Origin of the sequence: Kaustia mangrovi (genome assembly GCF_015482775.1) — a bacterium.
GTDB classification, from domain to species: domain Bacteria; phylum Pseudomonadota; class Alphaproteobacteria; order Rhizobiales; family Im1; genus Kaustia; species Kaustia mangrovi.
In genome coordinates, this window is the sequence record NZ_CP058214.1 from 196,397 (window position 1) to 222,956 (window position 26,560).

A 26,560-nucleotide genomic window follows, 5' to 3' on the forward strand; every position below is an offset into this window, starting at 1 on the left:
AGGAGGCCGGCGAACAGTGCGGTATCGCGAAGGCGTGTGTTCATGGCTAGAGCACCCGTCCCTTGAAGAGCCCTGTGGGCCGCCAGACCAGGACGGCGACGAGAATGAAGAACGGAATGGTGATCTTGTACTCGGTCGGCACGAAGGCGAGATTGGCCGGGACCTCCAGCCAGGCGGGGAACAGGGCGTCGAAGGGCCTGAGCAGGATCGACCAGTTGAAGATGGCGAGCGTCTCGGTGAAGCCGACGAGGAAGCCGCCGGCGATTGCCCCATAGGGCCGGCCGATGCCGCCGACGATGGCGGCGGCGAAGATCGGCAGGATGATGTTGAAGCTCAGATCGGGCTTGAAGGTCACGTCGAGCGACAGCAGCGTGCCGCCGGCCGCGGCGAGCCCGCCGCCGATGATCCAGGTCATCCAGACGACCTGCTCGGTGTTGATGCCGGTGATGCGGGCGAGATCGGCATTGTCCGACATGGCCCGCATGGCCTTGCCGTGGCGCGTGCGGGTGAGGAAGAAGTGCAGGGCGACCACCGCGACGACAGTGAAGGCGATCAGCAGCACCTGCGGTTCGGTGATGACGAGCGACCGGCGCGCCTCCAGGAACGGCAGGTCGATGCGGAAGATGTCCTTGCGCTCGGCGAAGAAGAAGCTGCGGGTGGACGAGCCGGCCAGCAGCCGGACGAGCCCCTGCATCATGAGCATGATGCCGACGGAGGCCATGACCAGGACGACCGGTCTGACCCCGGCATCGCGCAGGGGCTTGTAGAAGCTCCGGTCGAGCCCGATGGCCAGGAGCGCGGTCAGCACCATGGCGATGGGCATGGCCACGAAGCCGATGGGCAGCGGGGTGGAGACGCCGGCTTCCGAGAGCAAGACTGCGACGACGAGGCTCAGCCCCGCGCCGACCGTCATCATGTCGCCATGGGCGAAATGGGCGAAGCGCAGTATGCCGAAGATGAGCGTGACCCCGATGGCCCCCAGCGCATAGATGGAGCCGATCACCGAGCCGGCGATCACGACCTTGTTGATGAAGAAGACGAGCTCGTTCACGCGGTGCGCTCCCGTATTGCCCTGATCCCTTGCGCCCCTCGCGCTAACCGCCGAGAAAGCTGCGCGCGACCTCCGGGTCGTCGAGCAGCGCCTGGCCCGTATCGGTGAACCTGTTCTGCCCGGAGGCGAGCACGAAGCCCCTGTGGGCGATCTTGAGCGCCTGCTTGGCGTTCTGCTCCACCATCAGGATGCCGACGCCCGTCGCGTTGATCGCGATGATGCGGTCGAAGATCTCCGACATGAAGAGCGGTGACAGGCCCGCCGTCGGCTCGTCGAGCAGCAGGAGCCGCGGCTCGGTCATCATCGCGCGGCCGATGGCGACCATCTGGCGCTGGCCGCCGGAGAGCTCGCCCGCCGGCTGGTTGCGCTTGGCCTTCAGCGGCTCGAAGATGTCGTAGACATGGTCGAGGAGGTGGCTGTAGTCGTCGCGCCGGATGAACGCGCCCATCTCCAGGTTCTCGTGGACGGAGAGCGTCAGGAAGACGTTCTTTTCCTGCGGCACGAAGGACATGCCGTGGCTGACCAGGCTGTCCGGCGGGGCGTTGGTGATGTCGACGCCATTGAGGACGACAGAGCCCTCGCCGATCCGGAGCAGACCGAAGAGCGCCTTCAGCGTGGTCGACTTGCCTGCGCCGTTCGGGCCCACGATGACGCCGATCTCGCCGGCATCGATGGCGATGTCCACGCCCTCCAGGATGTTCATCCCGCCATAGCCGGCATGGAGGTTGGTGGCGGCGAGAAGGCTCATGCGCTTTCCCTCAGGGTCGCGGTGGGCGCGCCGCCGAAATAGGCCTCGATCACGCGCGGATCCGCCTGGACCTCCTCGATCGAGCCCTCCATCATGACGGAGCCTTCCGCCATCACGATCACCGGGTCGCAGAGCCTCGCGATCAGGTCCATGTCGTGCTCGATGACGAAGAAAGTGTAGCCGAACTCCTCGTTGAGGCGCTGGATGTTGGCGGCGAGATCGTTCAGCAGCGTGCGGTTCACGCCGGCGGCGATCTCGTCGAGCAGCACCACGCGCGCATCGACCATCATGGTGCGTCCGAGCTCCAGGAGCTTCTTCTGGCCGCCGGAGAGATTGCCGGCGAGCTCGTTGCGCAGCCGGCCGAGCTTGAGGAAATCCAGCACCTCCAGCGCGCGGCTGCGCACCTCGCTTTCCTGGCGCGCGACGAGGGCCGGGCGGAACCAGGCGGAAAAGAGGGTCTCGCCGGCCTGCGCGCCCGGCACCATCATCAGGTTCTCCAGCGCGGTCATGTGGGAGAATTCGTGCGGGATCTGGAAGGTGCGCACGAGCTTCTTGCCGAATAGCGCGTGGGAGGGCAGGCCGGTCACGTCCTCGCCATCGAGGAGGATCTGTCCGCTGTCGGGGGCGAGCGTGCCAGCGACAATATTGAACAGGGTGGTCTTGCCCGCGCCGTTCGGGCCGATCAGACCGGTGATCGAGCCCGCCTCCACGGACAGCGAGCACCGGTTGACGGCGGTCAGGCTTCCGAACCGCTTGGTGACATCCTTGACGTCTATGATTGCTGCCATCTCCGCCCGTCGGCTTGTTCTTCCGGATCGGGGTCCCCTGCACGCCAGCATAGACAACGACGCCGGTTGCGGAAACTCCACAATCCGGACTGCGTTGCCGCTACGTCATCTTGCCGTGCGCCGTTCCTCGCGTTATTGATGCCCGCCAGCCCCTCAACCGGCCGGGACCAAATCCTAGTTGTTGCTTCTCGTACACTCGCCTGTGTTCCTTAATCACAAGCACGGGCGATGACAAGCGTCGAGAGTCTCGAAGGCAGGGGGGCGTGGCCGGGGGGGCTGCCTTGTGCGGCCGTAGGATCGTATCGGATCTCTTGCGACTGCCTCGCGCAGCAAACGTTGGCCGTTTCAGCGCAGTCTGAAGCCGTGCACGGGTTCGCCATGAAGATTCGCTTTACAATCGTCGCCCTGATCCTCATCGCGCTTATCGGCGGGCTGGCCTATTTCCAGTTCGTTCTCAAGCCGGCGATGATCAGCGAATATATGGCGAGCCAGCCGCAGCCATCGGTCTCCGTCAACGCCGCGAAGGCGGGCACCACGGATTGGATCGGGCGAATACCGTCCATCGGCACGCTGCGCGCGGTGCAGGGGGTGGACGTGACGTCGGAGGCCTCCGGCATCGTGACGACGATCACGTTCGAATCCGGCAATACGGTCGAGGAGGGCGAGCTCCTCGTCCAGATCGACGACTCCGTCGAGCAGGCCGAACTGAAGAGCAATCTGGCCGCCCGCAAGCGCGCGCAGCTCGAATGGGAGCGCCGGCTGACGCTGTTCGAGAAGGGGACCGTCGCGCGGTCCCAGCTCGACGAGGCGCGTGCAGGCCGCGACGAGGCGGATGCCGCCGTCGAGCGCACCCGCGCGGTCATCGAGCAGAAATCCGTCGAGGCGCCGTTCTCCGGCCGGCTGGGTATCCGCAAGATCGATCTGGGACAGTATGTGCCGGCCGGCACGGCCATGGTCTCCCTGCAGATGCTCGATCCGATCTATGTGGACTTTCCAGTGCCCGAGCAGAGGGTGGATAGCGTCATGCCCGGCGCCGACGTGGAGGTCCGGGTGGACACCTATCCGGGCGAGGTCTTCAAGGGCACGGTCGAATCCGTCGATTCGCGCGTCGAACGGGAAACCCGCACGCTTCTCGTGCGTGCGAAGCTCGCCAATCCCGGCAACAAGCTCCTGCCGGGCATGTTCGCCAATGTGGCCGTTCTGGTGGGCGAGCCGAAAAAGGTCGTCACCGTGCCGCGCACCGCGGTGACCTACAGCCTCTATGGCGACACGGTCTATGTGCTCACGCCGTCGAAGGATGGCGACACCTCGAAGGACGGCGACGGGGCCGGCCCGCAGCACTACACCGCCAAGCGCGAGATCGTGGAGCCGGGCGAGGCCCAGGAAGACAGTGTCGTCATCCGCAAGGGGATCGACGACGGCGATCTGGTCGTGACCTCCGGCCAGCTCAAGCTTCATCCCGGCGTGACGGTGACGGTCGACGGCTCGGGCGGCCTGAAAGCCCCGGCCGAGATGCCGAGGGAATAGGGCGAGCGGGACGGCAGCCATGACGTTCACCGACATCTTCATCCGCAGACCGGTTCTGGCGAGCGTGGTCAGCCTGCTCATCCTGCTGATCGGGCTGCAGGCGCTGTCGACGCTGCAGATCCGGCAGTATCCCGAGCTCACCAACACGACCATCACCGTCACGACGACCTATCCGGGCGCCAATGCGGAGCTGATCAAGGGGTTCATCACGACCCCATCCAGCAGGCGGTGGCGAGCACGGAAGGCATCGACACGCTGGTGTCCTCGTCCCAGCAGAGCACGAGCACGGTGACGCTCAATCTGCGTCTCAACGCCGATCCCGACCGGGCGATGACCGACGTGCTCTCCAAGGTCAACCAGGTGGCGAGCGTCCTGCCCGATCAGGCCAACGATCCCGTGGTCACCAAACAGACGGGCGACGGCTTCGCGCTGATGTATATCAGCTTCAACAGCGACACGATGTCGGCCTCCCAGATCACCGACTATCTCACCCGCGTGATCCAGCCGAAGCTGCAAACCGTGCCGGGCGTGGCCAATGCGGAGATCCTGGGCGGCAAGACCTTCGCCATGCGCATCTGGCTCGATCCGGACCGCATGGCGGCGCTGGGCGTCACGCCGAACGATGTGCGTGTCGCGCTCGCGGCCAACAACTTCACCTCCGCCGCCGGCCAGATCAAGGGCGACTTCGTCCAGACCACGATCAATGCGGAGACCTCGCTGAAGAGCGCGTCGGCCTTCGGCCGCCTCGTCGTGTCGTCGGATGGCGACGCGCTGATCCGCCTGTCCGATATCGCCGAGATCGAGCTCGGGCCGGAAAGCGCCGATTCCTCGTCGACCTTCGACAACCTCAAGGCCGTGTTCATCGGGATCTATGCCGCGCCGACGGCCAATCCGCTGTCGGTGATCGACGATGTCCGCAAGGAGATGCCGTCGGTGGAGCGCGAGCTGCCGGCCGATCTCCACGCCGCCATCGCCTACGATGCGACGGAGTTCATCAACGCCTCCATCGAGGAGGTGGTGACCACCATCGGCGAGGCGGCGATCATCGTGATCGTGGTGATCTTCCTGTTCCTCGGCAATCTGCGGTCCACCGTCATCCCGATCGTCACCATCCCGCTGTCGCTGGTCGGCGTCATGATCATGCTGCTGGCGCTCGACTACTCGATCAACCTGCTGACGCTTCTGGCGCTGGTGCTCGCCATCGGCCTGGTGGTCGACGACGCCATTGTGGTGGTGGAGAACATCCACCGGCATATCGAGGAGGGCATGTCGCCCATGAATGCCGCGCTGATCGGCGCGCGCGAGATTGCGGTGCCGGTGATCGCGATGACCATCACGCTCGCCGCCGTCTACGCGCCCATCGGCTTCGTGTCGGGATTGACGGGCGCGCTGTTCCGGGAGTTCGCCTTCACGCTCGCGGGATCGGTCGTCGTCTCCGGCATCGTTGCGCTCACCTTGTCGCCGATGATGTGTTCCAAGCTCCTGAAGGAGGAGGGGGATACCGGCCGCTTCGTGGCCTTTCTCGACCGCAATTTCGAGCGGCTGAAGGATTGGTACGCCCACCGGCTCGACCGCACGCTGAACGCCCGTCCGGTCACTATCCTCATCCTCGCAGGCGTGCTGGTGGCTGCCGGCATCATGTATGTGACGACCCAGAGCGAGCTTGCCCCGTCGGAGGACCAGGGCGTCCTGTTCACCCAGATGGAAGCGCCGCGCTACGCCAATCTGGACTATATGGAGCATTATTCGGAACAGCTCGCCAATGTGTTCGCGAACGTTCCCGAATTCGCCCATACCTTCCTGATCAACGGCACGGCCGGCGTTCACGAGGGGTTCGCGGGCCTGATCCTCAAGCCCTGGGGCGAGCGCGAACGCAGCGCGTCGCAGATCCAGCAGGCGCTCCAGCCGGAGCTCGCCGGCATTGCCGGCCTCCAGGTCCAGGCCTTCTCGCCGCCCGCACTGCCGGGCTCGACAGGCGGCCTGCCGTTCCAGTTCGTCATCACCTCGACGGGCGACTACCAGCAGCTCGCGGAGGTGCTGGACGAGGTGCGCAACACCGCCCAGCAGAGCGGCCTGTTCCTGTTCACCGATACCGATCTGAGCTTCGACACGCCGCAGGTCGAGTTCCGGATCGACCATGACAAGGCCAACAGCCTCGGCATCTCCATGGCCGATATCGGCGGCGCGCTCGCGACGCTGCTCGGCGGCAACTACGTCAACCGCTTCGACCTCTATGGCCGTTCCTACGAGGTGATCCCGCAGGTGCCGCGCAAATATCGCGTCACCTCCGACTGGCTCACCCGCTATCAGGTGCGCACCAAGGCGGGCAAGCTCGTGCCGCTGTCGACGGTCGCGACGGTCGAGAACTCCGTCCAGCCGAACTCGCTCAACACTTTCCAGCAGCTCAACTCCGCGACGCTGTCGGGCGTGCTGTTCCCGGGGCGCAGCATGGGCGAGGCGGTGTCCTTCGTGGAACAGAAGGCGCAGGGCTTCCCGGAAGGCTTCTCCCACGATTTCCAGAGCGAAAGCCGGCAATTCGTGCAGGAGGGCAGCACGCTCGCCATCACCTTCGTCTTCGCGCTGATCGTGATCTTCCTGGTGCTGGCGGCGCAGTTCGAGAGCTTCCGCGATCCGTTCATCATTCTGATCGCGCTGCCGACCTCCATGTTCGGCGCGCTCATCCCGCTCAATCTCGGGCTGGCGACGGTCAACATCTACACCCAGATCGGCCTGGTGACGCTGATCGGCCTGATCTCCAAGCACGGCATCCTGATGGTGGCCTTCGCCAACCAGCTTCAGGAAGAGGAGGGGCTCGGGCGGCGCGAGGCCATCGTGAAGGCGGCCTCGATCCGGTTGAGGCCGATCCTCATGACGACGGCGGCCATCGTGGTCGCCATGGTGCCGCTGCTGATCGCGGAAGGGGCGGGCGCGAAGAGCCGCTACGATATCGGCCTCGTGATCGCCGCCGGCATGACCGTCGGCACGATCTTCACCCTGTTCGTGACCCCCGCCATCTACACCTATATCGCTCGCGACCATCGTGCCGCGGAGGCCCGGGACACCGGCGGGAGCGAGGAGGCCGAAGGGGCCAGGGCGACCTGAGGCGGCACGGGAACCGGCCGCCCGAGCGTGCCTATCGCCGCGTTCCGCGCCGTGCGCCTTCGATGCAGGCCTCCACGATGGCGTCGGCGTCGATGCGGTAATGGGCATAGAGCTCCGCGATCGAGCCGGTCTGGCCGAAATGCTCCACGCCGAGCGCCTGCACCCTGTGGCCGTGGACCGAGCCGAGCCAGGACAGCGTCGCGGGATGCCCGTCGAGCACGGTCACCAGGCCCGCATCGCGGGCGAGGGGGGCGAGCAGGCGCTCCACATGGGCCTGCCGGTCGTGGCCGTGCTGGCGCGCCGTCTGGGCGGCTTTCCACCCGGCGGCGAGGCGGTCGGCGGAGGTCACCGCCAGAAGCCCCGCGCCGGGGAAGCTGTGCAGCACGTCGCCCATGGCGGCCGCCGCCTCCGGCGCCACCGCGCCCGTATAGGCGATGGCGAGCCGTGCGCCCTCCGCGGGCGGACGCACCCAATAACCGCCCTGGATGATGTCCTCCTTCGTCTCGTCGCCGAGCGCGCGCACCGGCTGGTCGATGGTGCGCGTCGACAGGCGCAGATAGACCGAGCCGCCATCGCGCTCGTGCACCCATTCGTCGCCCCTGGGCGCGCGCGGCTCGCGCTGGATATATTCGAAGGCCCATTGGAGGATGGCGGCCAACTCGTCCACATAGGAGGGCTCGAAGGCGGCGAGCCCGTCCTGCGCCATGCCGATCAGCGGTGTGCCGACGGACTGGTGCGCGCCGCCCTCGGGCGCGAGCGTGATGCCGGACGGCGTCGCGGCCAGGATGAAGCGGGCGTCCTGATAGCAGGCATAGTTGAGCGCATCGAGGCCGCGCTGGATGAACGGGTCGTAGAGCGTGCCCACCGGCAGGACGCGCGTGCCGAAGAGCTCGTGCGACAGCCCCAGCGCGGCAAGCAGGATAAACAGATTGTTCTCCGCGATGCCGAGCTCGATATGCTGGCCCTTCGGCCCGGCATCCCAGAGCTGGGCGGACATGAGCTTGCGCGCGTGGAAGACGTCCTCCTTCTCCTTCATGGAGAACAGGCCGCGCCGGTTCACCCAGGGGCCGAGATTGGTGGAGACGGTCACGTCCGGCGAGGTCGTCACGATGTGGTCGCCAAGGGGCGCGTCGGACCGGGCGATCTCGGCGAGGATCTTGCCGAAGCCCTCCTGCGTGGACATCGCGCCCTTCGCCTCCGGCACGGGCAGCTCGCCCACCGGCACGGCGGGCGCCTTCAGACGGCGCGTGCCCTCGCGCACGAAGGGGACGGAGGAGACGAGCCGCTCCATCTCGTCCTCGGGCCTGGAGAGCCCTGCGAAGCGCGACCATTCCTCGCCGTCGGCAAGCCCCATGGACGCCTTGAGGGCGGCCATCTGCTTCGGCGTCATGAGGCCGGCGTGATTGTCCTTGTGGCCGGCAAAGGGCAGGCCCTTGCCCTTGACCGTGTAGCAGATGAAGGCGATGGGCCGGTCGTCGCGCACGCCCTCGAAGGCCTCCAGAAGCGTTTCGAGGCAATGCCCGCCGAGATTGGTCATGAGGTCGGCGAGCGCGTCGTCGTCATAGCTGTCGACGAGCTTCAGCGTCTCGGGATGGCCGGAGAGATCGGCGCGCAATTGCTGGCGCCAGCCGGCGCCGCCCTGGAAGGTGAGGGCGGAATAGAGCGAGTTCGGGCAATCGTCGATCCATTGCCTGAGCGCCTCGCCGCCGGGCCTGGCGAAGGCCGCGCGCTGCCTGGCGCCGTGCTTTATGGTCACGACCTGCCAGCCCATATTGGTGAACACGTTCTCCAGCTTGGGATAGAGCCGGTCGGAGATCACCGCGTCGAGGCTCTGGCGGTTATAGTCGATGATCCACCAGCAATTCCTCAGATCGTGCTTCCAGCCCTCGAGCAGCGCCTCGTAGATATTGCCCTCGTCGAGCTCGGCATCGCCGACCAGCGCGACCATGCGGCCTTCCGGCCGCTCCCGGCCCCAGCCCTTGGCGCGGATATAGTCCTGGACGAGCGAGGCGAAGGACGTCATCGCGACGCCCAGGCCCACCGAGCCGGTGGAGAAATCCACGTCGTCTGAATCCTTTGTCCGCGAGGGATAGGACTGCGCGCCGCCGAAGGCGCGGAAGCCTTCGAGCTTCTCCAGCGTCTGGTGGCCGAAGAGATACTGGATGGCGTGGAAGACCGGGCTCGCATGCGGCTTCACCGCGACCCGGTCCTGGGGGTTCAGCACGCGGAAATAGAGCGCGGTCATGATGGTGGCGAGCGAGGCGGAGGAGGCCTGATGGCCGCCCACCTTCAGATCGTCGTCCTTGCGCCGCTCGTGATTGGCATGGTGGATGATCTGGCTCGACAGCCACAGGACCTTGCGCTCGAGCTCCTCGAGGGTCTCGACGGGCAGGCGCTCTTGCGCGGCCTCGCCGTGGTCCTGTGTTGCCTGTGCCGGAGATGCCATGGCGCTCTTCCTCTTCCTCAAATTGGTCCTCGCCTCTAGATGATCATGACGGGGACGCCCCGTCCAGAACGCATATGCCGTCTTCGTCCGGCGGCCTCTTGCGGTTGGCGCGGGACGCTCGTGCCGTTACAAATCACGCGAGTCGATTTTGAGGCAAACGAGAGGAGCAGAACTCATGGCACATGTCGTCATCACGGGAGCCAATCGCGGTGTCGGGCTCGAGCTGGCGCGGCAGTTCGCGGCGCGCGGCGATCAGGTGACGGCGGTCTGCCGGTCTGTCTCCGACAGCCTCAAGGCGCTCGATGTGGAGATCGTCGACGGCGTGGACATGACGGACGATGCGTCCGTCGCCCGGCTCGCCTCCGCCTTGAAGGGCCGTGCCATCGACATTCTCGTCAACAATGCGGGCGTGTTTCTCGACCGCAACGATCTGGAGCACGCCGATCTCGACGCGATCGCGACGGAGTTCGACGTGAACGCGCTCGGCCCCTTGCGGGTCTCCCGCGCGCTCCTGCCGATGATGGGGGAGGGCGGCAAGATCGCCATCATCTCCTCCATCAGGGGATCGCTCGACGATACCGCGAGCGGCGGCAGCTATGGCTATCGCATGTCGAAGGCGGCGGCGAACATGGCCGGGCGCACCCTGTCGGTGGAGCTCGCGCCGCGCGGGATCGCGGTGATCCTGCTCCATCCGGGCTATGTCGCCACCGACATGACGAGCCATCAGGGGCCGGTTCCCACGCACAAGGCCGCCGCCGGCATCATCGAGCGGATCGACGCGCTCGACATGGAGATGACCGGCACGTTCTGGCATGCGGAAGGGCGGCACCTGCCCTGGTGAGGGCGTGGCGCCGCCGGTCAGGGCGTCACGACAGCGCCTTGAGGGCCGCCTCGAAGCGCGACAGCCCGTCGTCGAGCTGGGCGTCGCTGGCGGCGAATGACAGCCGCACGCAGCGCGCGTCGCCGAAGGCCGAACCCGGCACGGTCGCAAGTCCGTGTGCTTCGAGCAGCCAGTCGCAGAACGCATCCGTATCGGCCAGCACGCGCCCGTCGATCTCGCGGCCCAGAAGGGCGGAGACATCCGGGAAGACGTAGAAGGTGCCGGGCGGCGTCATGGTCTCGATGCCCGGGCAGGCGGCCAGGCGCGCCATGACGGCGTCGCGGCGCTTGCGATAGGTCTCGCGCATCTCCTCGCATGCCGTGCGGTCGCCCTTCAGCGCGGCGATGGCGGCGCGCTGGACAAAGGAGTTCGCCGCGGAGGTGAAGGTGCCCTGAACCTTGCTCGCCGCCTTCGCGATGGGGGCGGGGGCGGCGAGATAGCCGAGCCGCCAGCCGGTCATGGCGAAGGACTTCGACAGCCCGTTGATCGTGATCGTGCGTTCGGCCATGCCCTCCAGCGTGCCGATGGAGACGTGCTCGCCCTCGAAGACGATATATTCGTAGATCTCGTCGGCGATGATGCACAGATGCGGGTGGGCGCGCACCACCTCCGCAAGCGCCTCCAGCTCGGCGCGGCTGTAGACGGCGCCCGAGGGATTGCAGGGCGAGTTCATGAGGATCGCCTTGGTGCGCGGCGTGATCGCGTCGGCAATGCGCTCCGGCGGCGCCTTGAAGTCGTCGTCGATGGTGGAGGCCACCTCCACGACGCGCCCGCCCGCCATCTTGATGATGCCCGCATAGGAGGCCCAGTAGGGGGCGAGAACGATCACCTCGTCACCCTCGTCGACAAGGGCGTAGATCGCGTCCGTGAGCGCCTGCTTGGCGCCATTGGTCACCACCACCTCGCCGGCGCCGTAGGCGAGCCCGTTCTCCACCCGGAGCTTCTCCGCGATTGCCTCGCGCAGCTCCGGATAGCCGGGCACCGGCCCGTAATGGGTGTAGCCGGCCTCCATGGCCTCGATGGCCGCCTTGCGGATCGCGGCGGGCGTGTCGAAATCCGGTTCGCCGAGCGTCAGGCTGACGATCGTTCGCCCCTCGGCCGCGAGATCGCGCGCCTTCTGCGACATGCGGATGATGCCGGCCTCCTCGATGGCCGTGGTGCGCGCGGACAGGAGGGCGGAGGGGTCGTAGTTGTTCTGGGTCATGCCGGGGATCCATGGGTGGGGAAGGCAGGCTTGTGCGAGATCTCCATATGATGGCGCTTGCGCGTTGCGGTCAAGACGGGCGGGACCGGTATCGGTGACGGTTCCCTGTGGGGAGGGTTGCCATTCTCCATTATATCGGTATATTTCGATATATGGACATCGAACGGACGCTCGCCGCTCTCAACAACCCGGTCCGCCGGCGGATTCTCGCCTGGCTGAAGGACCGGTCGAACTTCCCGCCCGCCCTGCCGGAGCATGCCGGGTGGACGGGTGTGCGTGGGCTACATCCAGGAGAAGGCGGGGCTCTCGCAATCCACCGTCTCCAACTATATGGGCCTGCTCAGGCAGGCCGGCCTGGTCCGGGCCGAGCGCCACGGCCAGTGGACCTTCTACCGGCGCGACGAGGAGGCGATCCGCGCCTTTCTGAAGGCGTTGGGCGACGAGCTTCTCGAGGAGCAGCGAAGCGACACGCCGGACCTGTGACGCCGCCCGCCCTGGAGTGAAGCCGGCCCGGGGGCGCCCGGTCGCGGAAAGGGAACATCGCTGCCGGTTTCGCATCTGAGTTTATCGAAAAATCGCGATATGGAGATTTATAAATGGGATCATCAATTCGGGACTCACTCACGCTGCCGAACGGCGTGGAGCTTGGAAACCGTATCGTGAAATCGGCCATGTCGGAGGCGCTGGGCGACGAGCGCAACGATCCGACCGACGGTCTGATCGATCTCTTCGAACGCTGGGGGAGAGGCGGGGCCGGGATGCTGATCACGGGCAACACGCCCGTCGACCGGGATCATCTCGAACATGCCGCCAATGTCGTTCTCGACGGGAAGACCGACCGCGACCGGATGCGCCGGCTGGCCACGGCCGCCAGGAGCGGCGGCGCACGGGCGCTGGTGCAGATCGCCCATGGCGGACGGCAGACGCCGGCGGCGGTCAATCCGCACCCGCTGTCCATATCCGGCCGTCCCCTCGACCTGCCCGGATACGGCACGCCACGCGCCGCCGAAGAGGGCGAGCTGGAGGTCGTCGTCGCCCAATTCGCAAGATCGGCCGGCCTTGCCATGGAGGCCGGTTTCGACGGGGTGGAGATCCATGCCGCGCACGGCTATCTCCTGAGCTCGGCGCTGTCGCCGCGCATCAACACGCGCACGGATCGCTGGGGCGGGTCGCTCCGCAACCGCTCGCGCCTCCTTCGCCAGGTGGTGCGCGCCGTCCGTGCCGAGGTGGGGCCCGGTGCCATCGTGGCGGTCAAGCTCAACTCCTCCGACTTCCAGAAGGGCGGCTTCAGCCACGAGGACAGCATCGCGGTCGCCCGGATGCTGGAGGCGGAGCATGTGGACCTCGTGGAGATATCCGGTGGCAATTTCGAGACGCCGGTCGCCTATCGCCATGCCGCCGTGGCGCAGGGCACGGCACGGCGCGAGGCCTATTTCCTGGACTATGCACGCGACATCAAGGCCGCGCTCGCCATTCCGGTCATGGTGACCGGCGGGTTTCGCTCCGCAAGCGCGATGAACGAGGCGCTCGCCGCCGGCGCGACCGACCTGATCGGCGCCGGGCGGCCCTTCATCGCGGACCCGGATTTCCCGCAGAAGATGTTCGACGGGGCAATCGACATGGCGCCGGCGCCCGAGCGGGACTTTCCCGCCGCCGACACCTTGCCGCGAGGCGCCGTCCTGAACTGGTTCTGCCACCAGCTCGCGCTCTGGGGCCGCGACGGCGCACCGGATCTCGACCTCGCGCTGCTCGACGGTCATGAGCGCTATCTCGCCATGCTGGAGGAGGCGACCGGTCGCCTTCTCGCGGCGCGGCGGGTCGCGTCCTGAACGGTGCTGGCCGCCGCATACGATAGAACTTGCGGGGCCGAGGGCTTGCGGGCACACTCGCGCGGTTTTCGAACCTCGACGGGAGACCGGTCATGCCGCGTCAGGCGGGTATCACAGCGCTGCTGCTTGTTTCGGGCGGGCTTCTGCTCGCCGGCTGCGCGGACAAGGGCGCGGCCCGGGCAGTGCGGTTCCTGGTGTGCGGCACAACGAGCCGGTGATCTACAACAACCAGCGCTATGTGGTGAGCTATCGCTTCGACGAGAGCGCATCGGCCTATGCGGTGGCGGTGGCGCGCCCGGGTAAGGCGCTCGGCAAGGGCGATGGCGAGACGGCCCGGCAGGTCGCCCAGTCGACCGTCACCTATTACGCCTGCCCGACAAGCACGCGCGCGAAACTCGCCGAAGGCAGTGCGAGACTGTCGAAGGCGACCTGGCACATGCAGGTCAAATGCACCTGACGGTCCGAATGCCCGGCCCGTGCTCACAAGATTGCGCCGGGCGGTCCGATATCTTCGCGGTCATGGCGCGGGCGCGGGCAACTTAGAAATCCAATTTCGCATGAATATCTTACAATGAATGGGATCATCGTCCCGAAGCGTCTTGTCGCGCCGATACCGAAAAAAAAGAACGGGCGGGGAGGACGAACGGACAGGGAGATTGGACCCATGACGATATTCGCCTCTGCCGATTTCGATGGCCATGAGGCCGTCCACGCCTTCTATGACCGCGCGACCGGTCTCCAGGGGTTCGTCGCACTCCATTCCACCGCGCTTGGGCCGGCCTTCGGCGGCTGCCGGATGTGGGCCTATGACAGCGAGGACGCAGCGCTCGGCGATGCGCTCAGGCTGTCGCGCGGCATGAGCTACAAGAACGCGCTTGCCGAGCTTCCCTATGGCGGCGGCAAGGCGGTGATCATGGCCGATGGGCGCCGCGTGCGCTCGCCGGCCCTGTTCGAGGCCTTCGGGCGCGTGGTCGACAGCTTGGGCGGGCGCTACATCACCGCGGAGGATGTCGGGACCAGCGTGGAGGACATGCGTGTCGTCGCCCGCATGACGGCCCATGTCAGCGGCATCGCGACGGGGGCGGATGGCGGCGTCGGCGGCGATCCCTCGCCGAAGACGGCCTATGGCGTGCTGCAGGGCATGCGCGCTGCGGTGGAAATGGCGTTCGGCCGGGACGGGCTCGACGGCCTGACGGTCGCCGTGCAGGGCGTGGGCCATGTGGGCTTCCATCTCTGCCGGCTCCTGCACGAGGCGGGCGCGCATCTCGTCGTGGCCGATGTCGCAGCGGAGAACACGGCGCGGGCGGCGGAGGCCTTCGGCGCCCGCATCGTGGCGCCCGACGCGATCCTCGCCGAGGACGCCGACGTGCTCGCGCCCTGCGCACTGGGCGGGGTCCTGGATGCGAAGTCGATTCCCGAGCTCAAGGCCTCGGTGATCGCCGGTGCAGCCAACAACCAGCTCGCCACCGACGACGACGGACGCCGGCTTCTCGAGCGCGGCATCGTCTACGCGCCCGACTATGCCATCAATGCCGGCGGTATCATCGCGGTGGCCGCCGAACATGAGGGCGAGACCGACAGTGCTGCCGTCCACGCCAGGATCGGACGGATCTACGCGCGGACGATGGCCATCCTGGAGCGCGCGCGGGCCGAGGGCCGGCCGCCCCACGAGGTCGCCGACATCATGGCGCGCGAACGCATGCAGCTTGCCCCGCAGGCGGAGCTGGTGCGCGAGGCCGTTCTTTCGGACACCCATTAGGGCGGATCGCGGTCAAAGTAGATGGACCGCTCATCCCGGCGAAAGCCGAGATCTCTTGACCAGGATGCCTGAGATCCCGGCTTTCGCCGGGATGAGCGGAAAATTACATCAGCTCAATGATCATGATCCGCTTTAGAAAAAGCACGTAACCTGTTGTGGTTCAGGTTAGTTCCCGGACGGCCGTGCGGTCTATGAAGTTCAGGGACATGTCCGAAAGCACATCGGGATCGAGGCCGTCGGCCGACAGCGACCATTCGAGCCACAGGCCGTTCAGAAGCGCCGTGAACTCCCGTGTCAGCGGGCCGATCTCCCGAGTGTCGCGCGCCTCGCCGATGATGTCCCGCAGGAGATGCCCGGTCAGCTCGCGGTACTGCTCGTCGACCTCGCGATGGACGGTGCGAATATCGGGGTCCGTCATGGCGACGCCCCACAGGACCAGCCACGCGGTCACATAGTCGCGGGACACGACTGGAGCTGTGAACCGCGCCTTCACGAAGGCCCTGAGCCTCGCCCGCGGATCGGGCGGGCAGGCGTCGAGTGCGGCGCTGATATGGTTGAACAGCTGGTCGGACAGATAGCGGTAGGCCGCGACGACGAGCTGGTTCTTCTCCCCGAAATGATGGCGGATCAGGCCGGGGGAAACATCCGCCTCGGCCGCGATGGTCCGCACGCTCGAGCGGGCATGGCCATGCTTGGCCAGACAGCGCAGCAAGGCCTCGATGAGTGCCCGTCGTCGGATCTCCGGCTCTTCCCGCGAAAAAGAGCGACGCTGATTCATGCCCCCGAATGCCCCCGATCGTCCCGATTGCAGCGCACGGCCATGCGGTCGGCTTGCCGACGGCCGCGTGGTTTCCCGAGAAACCCTTCCACCTTAGTAGATTATGCGATGAATGCAACCAAAAGGAGTATTTTTGACCATGATTGATTATAGATTGCATTCATGCCGTTGCGCACAGCGACGAATCGATCAGGAAATGGGCGTTTCCGGAGCGTAAGATAATCATGGAAGGCGGTACGGCAAGACCGCTCGCAGGCGATCTCCACCGAATGACATGCGGCCTACCGACGCTGCGCGCGCGAGCGAGGTCTCTGTTCTATGCGCCCTCGCACCGTTGCCCGGTCTCGTTCCACCGGGGCTTTGTGGGCGGGCAGACGCACTGGCTCTTCGGTTCGCTCCAGACCTGACCGCCCCGGCACAGGGCCGGCGTCGCTGTCTCGGGCTTGGCGGTGTCGGCGACGCAGGTCCCTTTCGCGGCATTCCAGACGGGCTTGCCGGACGGGCAGGCGCATTGCCCGGTGTCGGCATCGCGGATCTGTCCTCCGGTGCAGGCCGCCTGCGTGTCTTCTGGCGTGGGAGCGTCCTCCGGCATGGCCGTGTCCTGGGGCTCGTCGCTGGCTGGCGGCGGCGCGGGAGCCTCCCGCGAGGCCTCGCCGGGCACGGCGCAATCGCTGTCATTGCTCTGGTCGAGATCGCCGACACCCCAGCGGCCGTAGAGTGCGGCCATGAGCTCCTCGTCGACCTCGCCGCCGGCGGGCAGCTCGGTGGAAGACCGGAAGGCCTCGATGGCGGATCGTGTCTTGCTGCCCATGATCCCGTCGACGGGGCCGGCGGACAGGCCGCGCTCGTTGAGACCGGCCTGGGCGGCGGCGATGCGTGCGCGCAGCGTCGCGCCGTTCCACAGCGCCTGGCTGCAATTGCGCACGGAGCCGGACCCGCCGCGCGGCGCGCGGATGTCGAGGCGAAGCTCGGCCGTCTCATCGGGTTCGAGCGTCGCGTCGGGATGAATGCAGACATATTCGCTGCGCAGGTCCACGCACGACCACGGATCGGGGGAGGCGTCGGCAAGCCGCGCGCCGGCCGGCTCGATCCTGTCGAGAATGGCGAGCTGACCGCTATAGGCCGCACCGCCCTCATTGGCGATGACGACGGTGAAGGAGCAGGCCGCGCCCGGCTCGCAAGCGTCCGCGTCGGCGCGAACCGTCACGGCGAGATCGGGCGCACGGGCGCGTTCGTCCACAGGCGCTTCCGGCTCGGATGCGGGAGCGGCCTGCGAGTCCGGCGCGGGCTCGGATTCGGGTTCGGCCTCGGGCTCCGCTTCGGTCTCCGGCGCCATCGCGGCGTCGTCCTGCGCGCCGTCCGGTTCGGCCTTGCGCTCAGCCTCAGCCTCAGCCTCGGCTTGGGGCTGGGCGTCCTCCGTCTGCATGTCCTGCTCGGCTGCCGGCTCCTGCTCGGGCTCCGGTTCCGGCGCGGCCTCGGGTTCGGACGGCGCCTCGGCCATCCGCGTGGCCGGCGCGGCGGGGCAGCGCGTGACCGCCTCGATATCGCCCACATGGCCCGCGGAATTGGGATCCTCGAAGCGGCCGTCATAGTCGAGGAAATAGCTCGTCCAGGGCGGCATGTTGCGCGGTTCCGTCAGCGGGGTGGAGACGGCCTGCGCCCCGTGGACGGTGGTGGGCCCGGTCTCCATGAGTTCCGCGCGCTCGCTCGCGCTCTGGCGCAGCGCGTCGCCGGTCGCCCATACCGTGGCGAAGCAGCTCTCCGTGTCGAGATCGCCCGAGGCGTCGTAGCCGTAGCCGAGGCTCACGCCTCCGGAGGCATTCTGGCTGGTCGCCGGAAAGCCGATGGCATAGGTCTCCGGGCTCGTGCTCCAGCGCCCGGAGCCCTCCGGACCCGCCGGTTCGTAGCGCAGCACGCGCGTGCGGCGGGGCAGGGCGAAGATCGAATAGTCGTAGCGCGAGCGGATGTCGCCGCGCTGGGCGAGGATCATGCCGCCTTCGCCGTCGAAGGCGATGTCGGAGACGGGGTAGGCCCTCGGATCGCCGGGCACGGCCACCTCGCGGCGCGGATCGTCGCCGAAGCTGCCATCGGGCCCGATGGAGACGGACCAGACCTCGGGGCCCTGCCAGACCGCGTAATAGAGCCGGCCGGAATGATAGGCGAGCCCCCATATGCGCCGCTCCGGCGCCGTCAGGCCCCATGTGGCCGGGTTCTCCGCATTGAAGGCGGGGCTTGCGATGTCGGCGCGGGCGGAGGTGTCGTCGGCTGCCGGCTCGAGGCCCGCTGCCGGCCGTGCCGCGACGCCGTGGTCGAAGGTACCGAGATCGAGGCCCGACAGGTCGAGACGATGGATGAGCCCCGTATCGAGGTCGGAGACATAGAGCTGCTGGTGATCGGCATCGTAGGCGAGGTTGCCGAGGCCGGGGCCGCTGTTCGGGCCGTCCGGTCCCGATACGGTCGCGAAGAGGGAGACGTCGCCCGTGCGCCCGTCGATGCGCCAGACGCTGCCCGGACCGCCGCCCGCGCCGAACTGGCCCGTCATCCAGGCGGCGTCCGGCTGGCCGGCCTTCACGCGCACCGCTCGCCCGTTGTCGCCGGGCGCCACGATCTGCAGGCCGAAGGCGGAACTCGCGCCGGCATAGATGTTCGGCACCTCGGCGTCGTCAAGCGCGAGGCCGAAGACCTGTCCGATGGTGCGTGCCGGCACGGAGAGGACCGGCTCGCCGCCGATGAGCTGACCATGGGGCGGGCCCTTGCCCGCGGAGACATCGAAGAGCTTCAGCGACCCGCCATCGGGATCGATGACGGTCTCGTCGAGCGCCGTGCGGCCGGGCGGGATCTCGTCATTGCCGGGCGCCACCGTGCCGGAAAAGCCCGTGACCGCCACGACACCCTCGCGCGCGGGGAAATCCCCGGCGGACTGGGCGGATGCGGGGCTTGTGCCGGCAACGGGAAGGGCCGCGCCGAGGACGAGAAGGGTCAGGGCCCCGAAACCGATACCCTGCCTCCCGCTCTTCCGGACCGGCAGGGCCCGGCGATACCACCGCTCGACCATTTCCAAATCTCCCTCTTGGAGCCCGGATCGTCAGCGCGGCGCGACGGTGCACGGACGATCCCGCGTCCGCTCCTTCATAGGCCGGCTACTATGGAAGAATTCGCCCGGGCCGGCAAATGCAACATGGGTGTCAGCCGCCGCCGCGGAGGGCCGCCCAGCCGGCGTCCGGGGCGAAGCGCTCGCCCTTCTCCGCCTCCAGCCGCTCGAGCGTGTCGACGACGTCCTCCACGCCGCGCGCGCCGGCATAGTGCATCGGGCCGCCGCGGAACGGTGCGAAGCCGGTGCCGAAGACGATGCCGGCATCGACCGCGTCGGCGTCTTCCACGATCTCCTCCCTCAGGCACCACACGCAGGCATCGAGAAGCGGCAGGACGAGCCGGTCGCGAAGGGCGGGATCGGGCCCGGCATCCACCTTGTGCTTCTGCGGCTTGCCGTCCTTCCACTCATAGATGCCCTTGCCGGACTTGCGCCCGAGATGGCCGTCCTCGACGAGCCTGGAGAACCAGGCGGGAATGTCGGGCAGGGGACGGTGGAGGCTCTCCTTGAGCGTTTCCGCCACATGGAGCGCGACGTCGAGGCCCACCTGGTCGGCAAGCTCTATGGGCCCCATGGGCATGCCGAAGGCCTCCGCCGCGGCGTCGATCCGTTCCGGCGCGATGCCCTCGTCATAGGCCAGGAAGGCTTCCATCATATAGGGCGTGAGCGCGCGGTTCACGAGGAAGCCCGGCGAGGAGGCGACCGGCAGCGGCAGCTTGTCGATGGCGCCGACAAGGGCGAGGGTGCGTGCGCGAACCCCCTCGTCGAGCCCGTCATGGGTGACGACCTCGACCAGCGGCATGCTCGCCACCGGATTGAAGAAATGGACGCCGACGAAGCGTTCAGGCCGCTTCAGCCCCTTGCGCAGCGTCTCCAGGAGAATGCTGGAGGTGTTGGTGGCCAGGATCGCGTCGCGGCGCATCTGCGCCTCCGCCCGCTTGTAGACGGTCTGCTTGATCTCTTCGTCCTCCGGCACCGCCTCGATCACGAGATCGGCGCGCGCAAGCCCCGCGCCATCGGGGTCGGGGACAAGCCGGTCGAGTGCCGCGCGCGCGTCGCCCGGCCGGCGCAGCCTGCGGGAGAACAGCGTGTCGGCGCGCTTCACCGCCGGCGCGATATAGCGCATCTCGCGGTCCTCGAGCGTGACGCGGAAGCCCCGCAGCGCGCACCAGGCCGCGATATCGCCGCCCATGACGCCCGCGCCGATCACATGGATGTGGGCCACGCCGTGATCGCCCGTCTTGGCAAAGCCCTTGAGGCGCTCGCGCAGGAAGAAGACGCGGATGAGATTGCGCGCCGTCTCCCCGGCCATGAGCTCGGCGAAGGACCGGGTCTCCTCGCGCCGCATGGCCGCCTCGTCGTCGCCATGGGCGCGCCAGAGGTCGATGAGAGCGTAGGGCGCGGGGTAGTGGTCCTTGCGGGCCTTCTTGGCGGTTTCCGCCTCCATGCGCCGGGCGATCAGGGCCCGTGCGGGGCCAAGCGACATGAGGCGCTGCTTGAGGGAGCGGCCGCGACTGGTCTTGAGCTTCCCGGAGACGGCCCAGGAGAGGGCGGTCGCGAAATGCCGCTCCGCCGTTACGGCGTCGACGAGGCCGGCGGCCTTGGCGCGGCGCGCATCGAGATTCCGACCGGTCAGCATCATGGTCATGGCCTGGACGGGGTCTGCAAGGCGCAGTGTCCGCCATGTCCCTGCAAGCCCCGGATGGAGCCCGAGCATCACTTCGGGAAAGCCGAGCTTGGCGTCCTCGCGCGCGATCCGGTAGCGGCAGGCGAGCGCGAGCTCCAGCCCGCCGCCCAGGCAGAAGCCGTGGATGAGCGCCACCGTCGGGGCGGGGAACGCCGCCAGCCGGTCGAGCACGTCGAGCCCCTGTCGGACCTTGACCTCGATGGTCGCCTTGTCCGTCATGCCGCGGAAATCGCCGATATCGGCGCCGGCGGCAAAGCCGTTCGGCTTGGCGGACCGGATGACGAGCGCCTTGGGCGCCGCCGTCTCCAGGGCGGAGAGGAGGCGCGCGAACTCCGTCAGCGCGGCTTCCGACAGCGTGTTCGTGCCCGCGCCCTCGCAGTCGAGCAGCGCCCAGGCGATGCCGTCCCCGTCCAGATGCCAGCGCCAGTGCCGAAGGTCGGCCGGGCCCTCCGGCTGGGTGTCGGCAGGGTCGCCGAGGGTGAGGTGCTCATCGGTGAGGGCGGTCAGGGCGTCGTCGCGCCGGGGGTCGAACTGTCTCATCTCTTCAGACCTCCGCCCGTCCTATTCCGCAAGCTCGAGCAGCATCGCGCCGCCCATGCCGCCGCCGATGCATTCCGTGGCCAGCCCATGGCGCGCGCCGAGCCGGCGCATGACATGGGCCAGATGGAGCGTGATGCGATTGCCGCTGGTGCCGACCGGATGGCCGAGGCTGATCGCCCCGCCATCGACATTGAGGATGTCGCGGTCGATCTCGCCGAAGGGAGCGTCGAGGCCGAGGATATCGGTGCAGAAGCCCTTGTCCGTCCATGCCTTGATGCAGGCGAGCACCTGCGCGGCGAAGGCCTCGTTGATCTCCCAGGCGCCGACATCTCCGCGCGCAAGCCCGTGACGGCGGAGCAGGGGTGTCGCCGACAGGACGGGGCCGAGCCCCATGATCGAGGGGTCGAGCGCGGCCCATTCGCAATCGACGATGCGGGCGAGCGGCTTGAGGCGGTATTTCTTCACCGCATCCTCGGAGGCCACGACAGTCCATGAGCCGCCATCGGTGATCTGCGAGCTGTTGCCGGCGGTGACCTGGCCGAAGGGCCGCTCGAAGGCCGGCTTCAGCTTGGCGAGCTGTTCGACCGTGTTATCCGGGCGCACCCCGTCATCGTGTTCGTAGAGCGTGCCGTCCGGCCCGATCATGGCCGCAAGCTCTTCGAGGCGGCCCTCCTCGTGGGCCTGTGCGAGCCGGCGATGGCTCTCCACCGCATAGGCGTCGGCCTCTTCGCGCGTCACCGCGAACTGATGGGCCAGAACCTCCGCCGTCTGGCCCATATTGAGCTTGACCACGGGGTCGGTCAGGCCACGCAGGATGCCGAGTGTCGGCATGAGGAAGCGCGGCCGGAAATTCAGTAGACTCTGGAGCTTGTCGGCAAGTCCTCGTGCGGCATAGAAGCTGCCGAACCAGCCGGCGGCTTCCCCGGAGAAGAGGAGCGGCGCATGGCTCAGGGCCTCCGTTCCGCCGGCGAGGATCAGGTCGGCATGGCCCTGCCTGATATAGCGGAAGGCGGTGTCGATGGACTGCATGCCCGACGCGCAGTTGCGCTGCACGGTCCAGCCCGGAACCTCCTGTCCGCAGTCGAGCCTCAAGGCGGCGACGCGGCCCGGATTGACCTCGTCGGCGTGAACGTTGACGCAGCCGAGGATCACCTCGTCGAAGGCGGTGGGCTCGAAAGGCTGGCGCAGCAGCAGCGGGCGGCCCGCCTGCACGGCGAGATCGACGGGTGTGAAGGGGCCCGGCCCGTTGCGGGCCTTGATGAAGGGGGTGCGCGCGCCGTCGACGAGATAGACGGCGCGCCCCGTGTCGCTCGGTGCCGGACGCGCGGTCCTGGACCGGGTGGCTGTCCGGCCCGACGCTGCCGCGCGGCGCTGTGGGGTTCGGGCTGCTATGGCTCGGTCTCCCTTCTCTCGTTGGTTCAGGCCGCGCGGGCCTTGCGGGTGCGCCTGGCGCGATCCTTGCCGAGCCCCTTGATCTCGTCCAGCGTGAAATCGTCGACCGCGAGGACCTCGCGGACAAGGGCGCGGGCCTCGGTGAGCCTTTTCGCGTCCTCCGCCGAGATCAGGCCCTTCTCCTGGGCGGCGTCGATGTCGTCGATGCGGGCTTCGCGCATCGCCTTGCGGGCGGGGTCGAGGGCCACGATCTCTCGGAAGGCGTGCTCGAGGCGGCCGAGCTCGGTCTCCATGCCGCCGGGAGAAATGCCTGCGGTCAGCCTCTCGCGGCTCGCCGACGGCGCGGTGACGAGGCCGGAAACCTCGCGCGCGAGCCGGTCCGACGGTGGATGGAAGCGCGAGCCGAAGGGCCTGATCGCCAGCCGGAGCGCCCAGGCGAGGGGGCGGAGGGGGAAGTTGTCGAGCACGCCCTTGAGCGCGGCTTCCGCCCGGTTGAGGCTGGATCGCACCGCCCAGTCGACCAGCGGCAGGTCTTCCGACGGCCGCCCGTCGTCCTGCCAGCGCTTGAGCGTCGCGGAGGCGAAATAGAGCTCCGACAGGGCATCGCCGAGCCGTCCGGTGATCATCTCCTTGCGCTTCAGCGCCCCGCCGAGGCTCAGCATGGCCGCCTCGCTCACGAGTGCCAGTGCGGCGGAGAGCCGCTTGACCGACTTGAAGTGCCGCGCCGTCGGCCCGTCCACGGGGCTTGAGGAGAAGAGGCCGCCCGTCCAGGCGCGCGCCACGGCCCGGCCGAGGGTTTTCAGGATATGGCCGGCATGCCCGAAAAACGCGGCGTCGAAATCCCTTATGGCCTTGTCCGGATTCTCTTCCTGAGCAGCCATCATCTCCTTGAGGATGAAGGGATGGCAGCGGATCGAGCCCTGACCGTAGATGATGAGCGAGCGGGTGAGGATGTTCGCGCCCTCCACCGTGATGCCGATGGGCACGGCGCGATAGAGATTGCCGAGATAGTTCTTCGGCCCGTCGCAGATCGCCTTGCCGCCATGGACGTCCATGGCATCGTCCACGGCGCGCCGGAGCGCCTCGGTCGCGTGATATTTGAGGATGCCCGACAGGACGGCCGGCTTCTCGCCCTGGTCGAGGGCGGACAGGGTGAGCCGGCGGCCGGAATCGATCCGGTAGGTGTCGCCCGCGATCCGCGCGATCGCCTCCTGCACGCCCTCGAAGCGCGAGACCGGATTGTTGAACTGCTCGCGGATGCGCGCATAGGCGCCGGTCGAGCGGGCGGCGAGCTTCATGCCGCTCACCGACAGCGACGGCAGCGAGATGCCCCGGCCGGCGGCAAGCGCGGAGACGAGCATGCGCCAGCCCTGGCCGATACGCTTCGGCCCGCCGATGATGGCGTCGAGCGGCAGGAACACGTCCTTGCCCTGATTGGGCCCGTTGGGGAAGACCTGCATGGCCGGGTAATGCCGCCGCCCGATCTCCACGCCCGGCGTGTCGGCCGGCACGAGGGCGACGGTGATGCCGAGATCCTCTTCGTCGCCGAGCAGATGGTCGGGATCGTGGAGCTTGAAGGCAAGGCCGAGGACGGTGCAGATCGGCCCGAGCGAGATATAGCGCTTCGACCAGTTGAGCCGCATGCCGAGCGTCTTCTCGCCGTTCCAGGTGCCGTGGCAGACGACGCCGCGATCCTCCATCGCCGCGGCGTCGGAGCCCGCATCGACGCTCGTCAGCCCGAAGGCGGGGATCTCGCGCCCGTCGGCGAGCCGGGGGAGGTAGTGGGCCTTCTGCTCCTCGGTGCCGTATTGCAGGAGAAGCTCGCCGGGCCCCAGCGAGTTCGGCACGATGACGGAGACGGCGGCGGAGGCGCCGCGCGAGGCGAGCTTCATGACCACGGCGGAATGGGCTGCCGCGGAGAAGCCGAGCCCCCCGTGCTCCTTCGGGACGATCATGCCGAGGAAGCCCTTCTCCTTGATGAAGGACCAGACTGTCTCCGGGATCTCGCGCCGGGTGAAGCAGATCTCCCAGTCGTCGATCATCCCGCACAGCTCCTCGACCGGGCCGTCGAGGAAGGCATGCTCTTCGTCGGTGAGGTGGTGTTCCGGCGTGGCGAGAAGTCTCTCCCAGTCCGGGTCGCCGGACATGAGCTCGGCGTCCCACCACACGGTGCCGGCCTCCAGCGCCTCGCGCTCGGTATCGGACATGCGGGGCAGGATGGCGCGGATCCGTTTCAGGACGGGAGCGGAGACATGGCGTTGCCGGAAGGTCAGGCCATCGCTCTCGGTGGCGGTCATCCTTGTCCTCCCTTGTCCGGGACCGTTGCTTCTCCCGTCAATGCCCGGACCGCCCGGAGGGTTCCGTTCCGCAAATGGGGGCGGCGAGCATATGGCCGGGAACCGGCGCTCGGATTCTTATTATGGTAGTGCACGCCGGCCAGCGCAAACTGACGTAGGGTCAGCCCGCCTTCAGCCCAGGATGGCGCGCCGGCGTTCCAGGCTTGCCGCCGGCCATTCCGTCTGCACGTCGTAAAAGATCTCGAAGGCGCGGGCGTCGTCCGGCAGGCGGACCCAGGCGAGCTTGGAGCGGGTGAAGATATGGACGTCGGGCTCGATCGCAGAGGGCTCGTCGAGCGTGGAGACGCGCACGAAGCTCAGCACGCGGCGCCTGCCGTAATCGCTCCACAGGGCGCTCCCGCAGGACGGACAGCGGTAGATGTCGTGCGGGCGGCCGCTGTCGGTCGCCATCTCCGCCGGCTCCGGCTTGCCCGACAGGAGAGAGATGCGGTCGGTCTCGATCAGCGCGTTGATGGCGAAGGCACCGCCCGTCTGGCGCTGACAGTCGCGGCAATGGCAACAATGCACGAACATGGGCTCGGAGGTCAGCCGGTAGCGCACCGCTCCGCAGAAACAGCTGCCTTCGTAGGTCGATGACATCTGTGTCCTCCCTTGATGCCGCACCGCCTCCGGTTTCAGCGCAGCGTCTCCGTGTGGCCGTCCACGGCGATGGCCTGGCCGGAGATCATGGCGGCGCCGGGGGAGGAGAGGAACACGGCGAGATCGGCGATCTCCTCCGGGTCGGTAAACCGTCTCAGCGAGGAGGCGCGGGCATAGGCGCGGCGGATCTGGTCGCGTGTCGCGCCGGTGGTTTCCGCCTCCGCGGCGATGACGGCCTCCATCCGGCCCCCTCGACCGCGCCCGGACAGATGGCGTTGACGCGGATGCCGAAGGGGCCGAGCTCGGCGGCGAGCGATTTCGTCAGCCCGATCACGCCCCATTTCGCCGAGGCATAGGGCGTGCGCAGCGGATAGCCGTAGAGCCCGGCATTGGACGACATGTTGACGATGACGCCGGAGCCCTGGTCCTTCATGACGGGGGCGGCGCGGCGCACGGTCAGGAACTGGCTGACGAGATTGACGTCGATGCAGCCGCGCCAGTCGTCGAGGGTCATGTCGTCTATCGGCCCGGTCGGCCCGGCGATGCCGGCATTGTTGACGAGCACGTCGAGCCCGTCCATCGCGTCGAGCGCGTCGTCGAACCAGCGGTCGATGTCGGCCTCGTCGGTCACGTCGGCGTAAGTTCCCTCGATATCGGGGCAATCCTCGCGGATCTGCTCCAGCGCCTCGTCGTCGGTATCGCAGATATGGACGCGGGCGCCGTCGCGCTGGAAGGCAAGGGCGATCTCCCGGCCGATGCCGCTCGCGGCCGCGGTGATCATGACGCGCTGGGGTCGTGGCAT

General features: G+C 67.8%; 19 protein-coding genes and 1 pseudogene. 7 read left to right on the forward strand and 13 right to left on the reverse strand.

Features of this window, described 5'->3' with window-relative positions:
* Positions 1–46: 46 nt before the first annotated feature.
* The 3 genes from HW532_RS01010 to HW532_RS01020 are packed head-to-tail and all read right to left on the reverse strand — an operon-like array spanning position 47 to position 2,578.
* Positions 47–1,051, reverse strand: coding sequence for a branched-chain amino acid ABC transporter permease (locus HW532_RS01010; protein WP_213162657.1), 1,005 nt, complete (start codon positions 1,049–1,051; stop codon positions 47–49).
* Between the two features lie 43 nt (positions 1,052–1,094).
* Entirely contained in the window at positions 1,095–1,799 is a 705-nt protein-coding gene (locus tag HW532_RS01015; RefSeq protein ID WP_213162658.1) for an ABC transporter ATP-binding protein, read from the reverse strand.
* Entirely contained in the window at positions 1,796–2,578 is a 783-nt protein-coding gene (locus HW532_RS01020; RefSeq protein ID WP_425491944.1) for an ABC transporter ATP-binding protein, read from the reverse strand. Before HW532_RS01020 ends, HW532_RS01015 begins: the two co-directional genes overlap by 4 nt.
* Before the next feature lie 387 nt (positions 2,579–2,965).
* Here HW532_RS01020 and HW532_RS01025 point away from each other — a divergent pair, with 387 nt between their 5' ends.
* Positions 2,966–4,114 carry an efflux RND transporter periplasmic adaptor subunit gene (locus HW532_RS01025; protein ID WP_213162660.1) on the forward strand — a complete coding sequence of 383 codons (1,149 nt, stop codon included), beginning with the start codon at positions 2,966–2,968 and terminating at the stop codon, positions 4,112–4,114.
* 19 nt (positions 4,115–4,133) lie between these two features.
* Positions 4,134–7,216, forward strand: a pseudogene (locus HW532_RS01030) (MexW/MexI family multidrug efflux RND transporter permease subunit).
* Positions 7,217–7,247: 31 nt separating this feature from the next.
* Here the strand turns inward: HW532_RS01030 and HW532_RS01035 are convergent.
* Positions 7,248–9,662 (reverse strand): transketolase, encoded by a 2,415-nt coding sequence (locus HW532_RS01035; RefSeq protein WP_213162661.1) that lies wholly within the window; start codon positions 9,660–9,662, stop codon positions 7,248–7,250.
* A gap of 175 nt (positions 9,663–9,837) precedes the next feature.
* Here HW532_RS01035 and HW532_RS01040 point away from each other — a divergent pair, with 175 nt between their 5' ends.
* Positions 9,838–10,503, forward strand: a complete 666-nt coding sequence (locus HW532_RS01040; RefSeq protein WP_213162662.1) for an SDR family oxidoreductase — start codon at positions 9,838–9,840, stop codon at positions 10,501–10,503.
* A gap of 25 nt (positions 10,504–10,528) precedes the next feature.
* On the opposite strand, the gene HW532_RS01045 is transcribed toward HW532_RS01040, so the two are convergent.
* The gene (locus HW532_RS01045) at positions 10,529–11,746 is read right to left on the reverse strand and encodes a pyridoxal phosphate-dependent aminotransferase (RefSeq protein ID WP_213162663.1); all 1,218 of its coding nucleotides are present in this window, start codon (positions 11,744–11,746) and stop codon (positions 10,529–10,531) included.
* Between the two features lie 276 nt (positions 11,747–12,022).
* Here HW532_RS01045 and HW532_RS22495 point away from each other — a divergent pair, with 276 nt between their 5' ends.
* From HW532_RS22495 to HW532_RS01065, 4 genes are all read left to right on the forward strand, one after another.
* Positions 12,023–12,229: an ArsR/SmtB family transcription factor gene (locus HW532_RS22495; RefSeq protein ID WP_425491913.1), complete on the forward strand. Its 207-nt coding sequence runs from the start codon at positions 12,023–12,025 to the stop codon at positions 12,227–12,229.
* A gap of 113 nt (positions 12,230–12,342) precedes the next feature.
* A complete protein-coding gene (locus HW532_RS01055) occupies positions 12,343–13,575 on the forward strand; it encodes an NADH:flavin oxidoreductase/NADH oxidase family protein (RefSeq protein ID WP_213162664.1) in 1,233 nt (410 codons plus the stop codon).
* Positions 13,576–13,771: 196 nt separating this feature from the next.
* A complete protein-coding gene (locus tag HW532_RS01060) occupies positions 13,772–14,032 on the forward strand; it encodes a hypothetical protein (RefSeq protein WP_213162665.1) in 261 nt (86 codons plus the stop codon).
* Between the two features lie 207 nt (positions 14,033–14,239).
* The gene (locus tag HW532_RS01065) at positions 14,240–15,334 is read left to right on the forward strand and encodes a Glu/Leu/Phe/Val family dehydrogenase (RefSeq protein ID WP_213162666.1); all 1,095 of its coding nucleotides are present in this window, start codon (positions 14,240–14,242) and stop codon (positions 15,332–15,334) included.
* 160 nt (positions 15,335–15,494) lie between these two features.
* On the opposite strand, the gene HW532_RS01070 is transcribed toward HW532_RS01065, so the two are convergent.
* From HW532_RS01070 to HW532_RS01100, 8 genes are all read right to left on the reverse strand, one after another.
* The gene (locus HW532_RS01070; protein WP_213162667.1) at positions 15,495–16,112 is read right to left on the reverse strand and encodes a TetR family transcriptional regulator C-terminal domain-containing protein; all 618 of its coding nucleotides are present in this window, start codon (positions 16,110–16,112) and stop codon (positions 15,495–15,497) included.
* Between the two features lie 316 nt (positions 16,113–16,428).
* Positions 16,429–19,167, reverse strand: coding sequence for a peptidoglycan-binding protein (locus HW532_RS01075; RefSeq protein WP_213162668.1), 2,739 nt, complete (start codon positions 19,165–19,167; stop codon positions 16,429–16,431).
* 130 nt (positions 19,168–19,297) lie between these two features.
* Positions 19,298–21,430 carry a 3-hydroxyacyl-CoA dehydrogenase NAD-binding domain-containing protein gene (locus tag HW532_RS01080; RefSeq protein WP_213162669.1) on the reverse strand — a complete coding sequence of 711 codons (2,133 nt, stop codon included), beginning with the start codon at positions 21,428–21,430 and terminating at the stop codon, positions 19,298–19,300.
* A 21-nt stretch (positions 21,431–21,451) separates the two neighbouring features.
* Positions 21,452–22,690, reverse strand: coding sequence for an acetyl-CoA C-acetyltransferase (locus tag HW532_RS01085; protein WP_246479874.1), 1,239 nt, complete (start codon positions 22,688–22,690; stop codon positions 21,452–21,454).
* A 158-nt stretch (positions 22,691–22,848) separates the two neighbouring features.
* Positions 22,849–25,119: an acyl-CoA dehydrogenase gene (locus HW532_RS01090; protein WP_213162670.1), complete on the reverse strand. Its 2,271-nt coding sequence runs from the start codon at positions 25,117–25,119 to the stop codon at positions 22,849–22,851.
* A 171-nt stretch (positions 25,120–25,290) separates the two neighbouring features.
* Positions 25,291–25,758, reverse strand: coding sequence for a GFA family protein (locus HW532_RS01095; RefSeq protein WP_213162671.1), 468 nt, complete (start codon positions 25,756–25,758; stop codon positions 25,291–25,293).
* Positions 25,759–25,793: 35 nt separating this feature from the next.
* Positions 25,794–26,000 (reverse strand): SDR family oxidoreductase, encoded by a 207-nt coding sequence (locus HW532_RS22405; protein ID WP_343068641.1) that lies wholly within the window; start codon positions 25,998–26,000, stop codon positions 25,794–25,796.
* Complete coding sequence (locus HW532_RS01100) at positions 25,913–26,560, reverse strand: SDR family oxidoreductase (RefSeq protein ID WP_343068642.1); 648 nt, start codon at positions 26,558–26,560, stop codon at positions 25,913–25,915. The genes HW532_RS22405 and HW532_RS01100 overlap by 88 nt, the downstream gene beginning before the upstream one ends.